The sequence below is a fragment of the uncultured Sphingomonas sp. genome (genome assembly GCF_964243315.1).
GTDB lineage: Bacteria > Pseudomonadota > Alphaproteobacteria > Sphingomonadales > Sphingomonadaceae > Sphingomonas.
The window spans coordinates 1-6,546 of record NZ_CAXTEM010000093.1; the positions used below are offsets into that span (position 1 = coordinate 1).

At 66.8% G+C, this 6,546-nt stretch carries 6 protein-coding genes; 2 read left to right on the forward strand and 4 right to left on the reverse strand.

Annotation, left to right across the window (positions count from 1 at the left end):
* On the forward strand, nucleotides 1–1,249 hold a 1,249-nt coding region (locus ACFE77_RS15680; RefSeq protein ID WP_375422582.1), incomplete at its 5' end, for an acyl-CoA dehydrogenase.
* A gap of 136 nt (nucleotides 1,250–1,385) precedes the next feature.
* Here the strand turns inward: ACFE77_RS15680 and ACFE77_RS15685 are convergent.
* From ACFE77_RS15685 to ACFE77_RS15700, 4 genes are all read right to left on the reverse strand, one after another.
* Complete coding sequence (locus tag ACFE77_RS15685) at nucleotides 1,386–1,625, reverse strand: hypothetical protein (RefSeq protein WP_375422583.1); 240 nt, start codon at nucleotides 1,623–1,625, stop codon at nucleotides 1,386–1,388.
* A gap of 84 nt (nucleotides 1,626–1,709) precedes the next feature.
* Complete coding sequence (locus ACFE77_RS15690) at nucleotides 1,710–3,092, reverse strand: cell wall hydrolase (protein WP_375422584.1); 1,383 nt, start codon at nucleotides 3,090–3,092, stop codon at nucleotides 1,710–1,712.
* On the reverse strand, nucleotides 3,089–4,009 hold the full coding sequence (gene cysK, locus ACFE77_RS15695; RefSeq protein ID WP_375422585.1) for a cysteine synthase A: 921 nt from the start codon (nucleotides 4,007–4,009) through the stop codon (nucleotides 3,089–3,091). The genes ACFE77_RS15690 and cysK overlap by 4 nt, the downstream gene beginning before the upstream one ends.
* Nucleotides 4,006–5,289, reverse strand: a complete 1,284-nt coding sequence (locus tag ACFE77_RS15700; protein WP_375422586.1) for an MFS transporter — start codon at nucleotides 5,287–5,289, stop codon at nucleotides 4,006–4,008. The genes cysK and ACFE77_RS15700 overlap by 4 nt, the downstream gene beginning before the upstream one ends.
* Nucleotides 5,290–5,445: 156 nt before the next feature.
* Here ACFE77_RS15700 and pdhA point away from each other — a divergent pair, with 156 nt between their 5' ends.
* The gene (gene pdhA / locus ACFE77_RS15705; RefSeq protein WP_375422587.1) at nucleotides 5,446–6,486 is read left to right on the forward strand and encodes a pyruvate dehydrogenase (acetyl-transferring) E1 component subunit alpha; all 1,041 of its coding nucleotides are present in this window, start codon (nucleotides 5,446–5,448) and stop codon (nucleotides 6,484–6,486) included.
* The last annotated feature ends 60 nt before the right edge of the window (nucleotides 6,487–6,546 follow it).

Below are 6,546 nucleotides of genomic sequence, written 5' to 3' on the forward strand. Positions count from 1 at the left end.
CTACGCGATCACCGGCACCAAGATCTTCATCTCGTCGGGCGAGCACGACCTGACGGAGAACATCATCCACCTGGTGCTCGCCAAGACGCCGGGTGCGCCCGACAGCTCGAAGGGCATCTCGCTGTTCGTGGCGCCGAAGTTCATGGTCGAAGACGACGGCAGCCTCGGCGCGCGCAACGCGGTGACCTGCGGTTCTATCGAGCACAAGATGGGCATCCACGCCAATTCGACCTGCGTGATGAACTATGACGGCGCGATCGGCTGGCTCGTCGGCGACGAGATGAAGGGCCTCGCCGCGATGTTCATCATGATGAACGCGGCGCGACTGGGTGTCGGGTTGCAGGGGCTTGCCGTCGCCGAGACCGCCTATCAAAACGCGGTGGCCTATGCCGGCGATCGCCGCCAAGGCCGCGCGCTGACCGGTCCGGCGGAGCCGACCGAGAAGGCCGACCCGCTGTTCGTCCATCCCGACGTTCGCCGCATCCTGATGGAGGGCAAGGCGCTGACCGAGGGGCTGCGCGCGCTGTGCCTCTGGGGGGCGCTGCAGGTCGATCTGGAACATATCGCCGCGAGCGAGGAAGACCGCCAGGTCGCGGCCGACCTGATCGGGCTGCTCACCCCGGTGATCAAGGGCTACGGCACCGACAAGGGCTATGAGATCGCGACCAACGCGCAGCAGGTCTATGGCGGGCACGGCTACATCGCCGAATGGGGCATGGAGCAATATGTGCGCGATGCGCGGATCGCGATGATCTACGAAGGCACCAACGGCGTCCAGGCAATGGACCTGGTCGGCCGCAAGCTCGCGCAGAATGGCGGCCGCGCGGTGCAGACGCTGTTCCGCATTGTCGGCGAGGAAGTCGCCGCTGGCAAGGCCGATCCGGCCACCACGGCGATCGCGACCGCGCTGGAACGCGCCAATGGCGAGCTACAGGCGGCGACGATGTGGTTCATGGCCAACGGCATGAAGAACCCCGACAATGTCGGCGCGGGCGCGACCAGCTACCTGCATCTGATGGGCATCGTCGCCGTCGGGCTGATGTGGCTGCGTATGGCGGTCGCGGCATCGGCGCTGAAGAACGCTGGCGACGGTGGTCAGTTCGGCGCGGGGTTCCTCGACGCCAAGCTGGTGACCGCGCGCTTCTTCGCCGAGCGGATCGTGCCCGATGCGGGCGCGCTGCGTCGCAAGATCGAAGGCGGCGCGGAGTCGCTGATGGCGCTGCCGCCGGAGATGTTCCTGGCGGCGTGATCGGACTGGGGGGCTCGTGCCCCCGTTACGTCGGCTTGGCGGTCGCTATTCAGCCATAGAAGAACGCCCGAGCAGCGCCCGGGCGTCTTCCAGCTTGCAAAGGCTTATCGGTTACGGCCGCAAGCCCGTGGTTAGCTTAGTTGCTGTCTGCGTCGTCGTCGTCATTCTCTTTGTCGACGATCAGATAGGTGACGCCGGCGATGATGGCGGCGCCGATCACGAGCGGGATGGTGCTCGCTCCAGCGAGCTTGTTCGATTTCGCCGTCACCGACCCTGCGCGAACCGACTTGGCGACGGAAAGGCTGGAGGCGGGATTGCTGCTGGCGGCGGTCGCGGCGACCGGCGTTGCAACAAGCGCGAGGCTGGCCGAGGCCATCGCAAGAGTTTTGAGGATCATAGAATTCTCCATCCTTAAGCGTGCAGGCCGACATCTCGCTTCTGCAGGCCGATCCCGACTCTATCATGGCGTCGCCGGCGAGGCAGGCGTCACTGCGCCGATCGGCTTTACAGGCGCCGGCTTGGCCAAGGGCTTGATCAAGAGCGGCTTGTTCGGCGGCAGCTTGCTTCGCGGCTCGATGACGTTGCTGACGGTCGCTTTGGCCTCGTTCGTCCGCCGCACACCGCCCAGCTCGACGGGCCCACGCGCCTCGAACGCAGGAGGCGTGGATGCGGTGGGAGCCGGCGCGCCCGTCATATACACCTGCACCTTCATGCATTGCGTCGGGTCGCTGCGCTTGATCTGTTGGCAGTTCCACAGCGCCTTCTGATAGCCGGTCGCTCGATCGCGCAAGTAGCTGAAGGTCATGGTCGCGATCTGTGCGGGTTCGAGCGGCAGCGTCGTCGGGGTGCGCGCACGGTCGCTCCAGGCGGAGTATTTGCACAACGGGCGGTCGCCGCAGGCCTGCTCGGCGAGCTGCGGGAAACTCTCCGCGATCAGGCCAGCGGGGAGGGTGGCGAGGAAGCTGTTGGCGTCGCTCGCCAGCGGGCCGCTGGTGGTGCCGGTCGCCGCTGCGGCTTCGGCGAGTGCGGCGTCCGCCTCGGCGAGGGCGGTGCCAGTGCGGTGTGCGTCGGAAATCGCGGCGAGTTGCGCGATCGCGGGCTCGCCCGCGACTTGGCGGCGGCCGAACGCCGGCGGGGTGCCCCACCAGCCTTCCCAGCGGAAGAACAGATGCGAGCCGACCGCGGCGAGCTTGACGAGACTCGACTGCCAATAGGGCACGACCCAGTCGGTATGGTAATGGGTGGCATAGCCGACCGGCTTGTAGACCGAGCCCGACAGCGCCAGTTCGGCGACCTGGCGGGCGCGGCGCCATCCGCCCTCGCTCGGCTTCCAGCGGGTCACCGCGCCGTCGCAGGTGAAGCTGAACTGGCAGCCGGTGCTGCGTTCGGATCCCTCGAATACCACGCCGCACACCGTCTTGGGGAAGGCGGGGTGGCGCAGGCGGTTGAGCACGACCTGCGCGACCGCGCGCTCGCCCTTGGTGTCGTCGCCGGCCTCGTAGAGCACCGCGGTGGCGAGGCAGTCGAGCGCGCGGGCGCGATCGTCGCCGGTGCCCGCATAGCGGAACGGGCGCGCGGCGGGATTGGGTGCGGTGGAGAAGGGGATCTGGTCGTTATAGGCGCGCGCATCCTTCAACGAGAGCTTGACGAACTCGACCGGCTCGACCGGGGGCAGCTCCGCCTGCGGGACGACGCGCTTGGGCGGCATCGGCACCCGGACGCGCTGCGGGATCGAGGGCGGGTGGGTTACGATATATGCGGGCGCCGCGATCGCCAGGATCGCGACGCCGAGGAGGATCGCGCGGACCGGTGGGGTGACGCGCGCGGGTGTGACGGCGCTCACTGTTCGGGCAGAAAATCCGGGACCGACAAATAACGCTCGCCAGTGTCGTAGTTGAAGCCGAGCACGCGGGCGTCGTCGGGCAGATCGGGCAGCTTCTGGAGGATCGCGGCGAGCGTCGCGCCCGAGCTGATCCCGACGAGCATGCCTTCCTCGGTCGCGGAACGGCGTGCCATATCCTTGGCGACCGCGGCATCGACCTCGATCACGCCGTCGAGCGCCTGTGTGTGGAGATTGCGCGGAATGAAGCCGGCGCCGATGCCCTGGATCGGGTGCGGGCCCGGTTGGCCGCCCGCGATCACCGGCGACGCGGCGGGCTCGACCGCGAAGACCTTCAACTGGGGCCAAGTCTGCTTCAACGTCTCGGCGACGCCGGTGATGTGGCCGCCGGTGCCGACGCCGGTGATCAGCACGTCGATCGGCGTATCGGCGAAGTCGGCGAGGATCTCCTGCGCGGTGGTGCGGACATGGACCTCGATATTCGCGGGGTTCTCAAATTGCTGCGGCATCCAGCTGCCCGGCGTCTGGTCGACCAGCTCGAGCGCGCGTTCGATCGCGCCCTTCATGCCCTTCTCGCGCGGGGTCAGGTCGAAGGTCGCGCCATAAGCGAGCATCAGGCGGCGGCGCTCGAGCGACATGCTCTCTGGCATCACCAGCACCAGCTTATAGCCCTTCACCGCGGCGACCATCGCCAGCCCGACGCCGGTGTTGCCGCTGGTCGGTTCGATGATCGTACCGCCGGGGGTCAGGCTGCCGTCCGCTTCGGCGGCTTCGATCATCGCGAGCGCGATGCGGTCCTTGATCGAACCGCCCGGGTTCGAACGCTCCGATTTAATCCAGACTTCCGAATCGGGAAATAGCTTCGACAGCCGGATATGCGGTGTGTTGCCGATCGTATCGAGGATCGTGGTGGCTTTCATGGCGCAGGCTCCGGTTTGAGTGGCGCGGGATCGATCAACGTCGCGGGCGGATCGAAGCTCCGGGCTCGGCGGATCGAAGGGAACAGGAAGGTCCATAATAGGGTGACGACGATCGCTCCGCCACCTCCGATCAGCACCGCGCCGACCGGCCCGAAGCCGGCGGCGAGGAAGCCCGATTCGGCCTCGCCGAGCTCGTTGGAGGCGGAGATCGTCAGCTGCGACACCGCGCCGACCCGGCCGCGCATCTCGTCGGGGGTGTGAAGCTGGATCAGCGACTGGCGGATATAGACCGAGAACATGTCCGCCGCGCCAGCGACCGCGAGCGCGATCAGGCTGAGCGGCATGCTCGTCGACAGGCCGAACGCGATCGTCGCCGCGCCGTAGACCAGCACCGACACCAGCATCCGCGGGCCGACATTGTGCTTCAGCGGCCGAACCGAGAAGAGCAGCGCGACCACCGCCGCGCCCACCGCGGGCGCCGCGGCGAGTTCGCTCAGGCCGGTCGGGCCGACCTTCAGGATGTCGTGCGCATAGATCGGCAGGAGGGCGCTGGTCCCTGCCAGGAACACCGCGAACAGATCGAGCGTGATCGTGCCGAGCACCAGCTTGTTCTGCCAGACATAGGCCATGCCGTCGGCGATCGCCTTCAGCGGCTGGGCTCGGCCGACCTGGTTCGCGCGGGGCACCTTGCCGATCAGGAACATCGCGACGAGCGCGGTGGCGAACAGCGCTGCAGCGAGGAAGTAGGCGGCCGACGGCGTACGCGCATAGGCATAGCCGCCGATCGCGGGGCCGATGATCGTGCCGACCTGCCACGATATCGACGACAGCGCGATCGCGGTCGGCAGCACCTCCCGCGGCACCAGATTGGGGGCGAGCGCCGAGAATGCCGGACCCGAGAAGGCACGGGCCAGCCCCAGCAGCACCGCGATCGCGAACAGCACGGGCAGGGTCATCGCGTTCTCGTACGTCACTAGCGCCAGCGTCAGCGCGCAGCCGAACTGCAGTGTGACGGTAAGCCGCGCGATCCAGCGGCGGTCGAATCGGTCCGCGACGAGACCCGTCACCGGCGTGGTCACGAACAACGGCAGGAACTGAAGCAGGCCGATCAGCCCGAGCTGTGCCGCGGCGGCACTGGGCGACATCGACTGCCGCGCGATCGTGTAGGTCTGCCAGCCGATCACGATGATCATCGCGTTCTGCGCCAGCGTCATCGCGAAGCGCGCGGCGAAATAGGCACGGAAATTGGCGATGCGGAGCGGATGCGGGGGTGCAGTCATTAAGGGTCGCCTTAATCCTCTGGACGCCACGACGACAACAAGCCTTGTTTGGCCGCACACAAACGATCCGCGCGCATCATGCCTTGCGCAATTGATGTTCGCGCCGTTGCCGGACTATAGGCAGCGCTCCTCCCCAAGGACCTTCGAGGTTTATACGTGGCAAAAGCCCCCGCTCTCTCCGCCGAACCCGCCATTCCGAACCGCGAGCGGCCGTCGGAACCGACGCCCTATCAGGCGACCCGCGACGAACTGATCGCGTTCTACAAGGAAATGCTGCTGATCCGCCGCTTCGAGGAGAAGGCCGGGCAGCTCTACGGCCTCGGCCTGATCGGCGGCTTCTGCCACCTCTATATCGGCCAGGAAGCGGTCGCGGTCGGGCTGCAGTCGGCGCTGTCGGACAAGGACAGCGTGATCACCGGCTACCGCGACCACGGCCATATGCTGCTGTGCGGGATCCCGCCCAAGGACGTCATGGCCGAACTCACCGGCCGCGCCGCGGGGATCTCCAAGGGCAAGGGCGGTTCGATGCACATGTTCAGCGTCGAACATAAATTCTACGGCGGGCACGGCATCGTCGGCGCGCAGGTGTCGCTCGGCACCGGGCTAGGCTTCAGCCACAAGTACAAGAACGATGGTGGCGTCTGCCTCGCCTATTTCGGCGACGGCGCGTCGAACCAGGGCCAGGTGTACGAGAGCTTCAACATGGCCGAGCTGTGGAAGCTGCCGGTGATCTACGTGATCGAGAACAACCAGTACGCGATGGGCACGTCGGTCAACCGCTCCAGCGCCGAGGATCAGCTGTATCGCCGCGGCGAGAGCTTCCGCATTCCTGGCATCCAGGTCGACGGCATGGACGTGCTCGCCTGCCGCGGTGCGGCCGAAGAGGCGCTCGCCTGGGTCCGCGCCGGAAAGGGGCCGATCATCCTCGAGATGAAGACCTATCGCTATCGCGGCCATTCGATGTCGGACCCGGCCAAGTATCGCAGCCGCGAGGAGGTCCAGGCGGTGCGAGAGAAATCCGATCCGATCGAACACATCAAGAAGCTGCTCGCGGAACAGGGCGTGAAGGAAGACGAGTTGAAGCAGGTCGAGCAGGATATCCGCAAGCTGGTCAACGAGGCCGCGGACTTCGCGGAAAGCACCCCCGAGCCCCAGGCGGGCGAGCTCTACACCGACGTGCTGGTGGAGTCGTACTGATGGGTATCGAGATCAAGATGCCCGCGCTTTCCCCGACGATGGAGGAAGGCACGCTGGCCA

Coding starts and splice junctions, on each gene's coding strand:
- ACFE77_RS15685 (WP_375422583.1), bottom strand. CDS start 1,625: ATGGCCTCGGCCAGCCTCGCGCTTGTTGCAACGCCGGTCGCCGCGACC.
- cysK (WP_375422585.1), bottom strand. CDS start 4,009: ATGAAAGCCACCACGATCCTCGATACGATCGGCAACACACCGCATATC.
- ACFE77_RS15700 (WP_375422586.1), bottom strand. CDS start 5,289: ATGACTGCACCCCCGCATCCGCTCCGCATCGCCAATTTCCGTGCCTAT.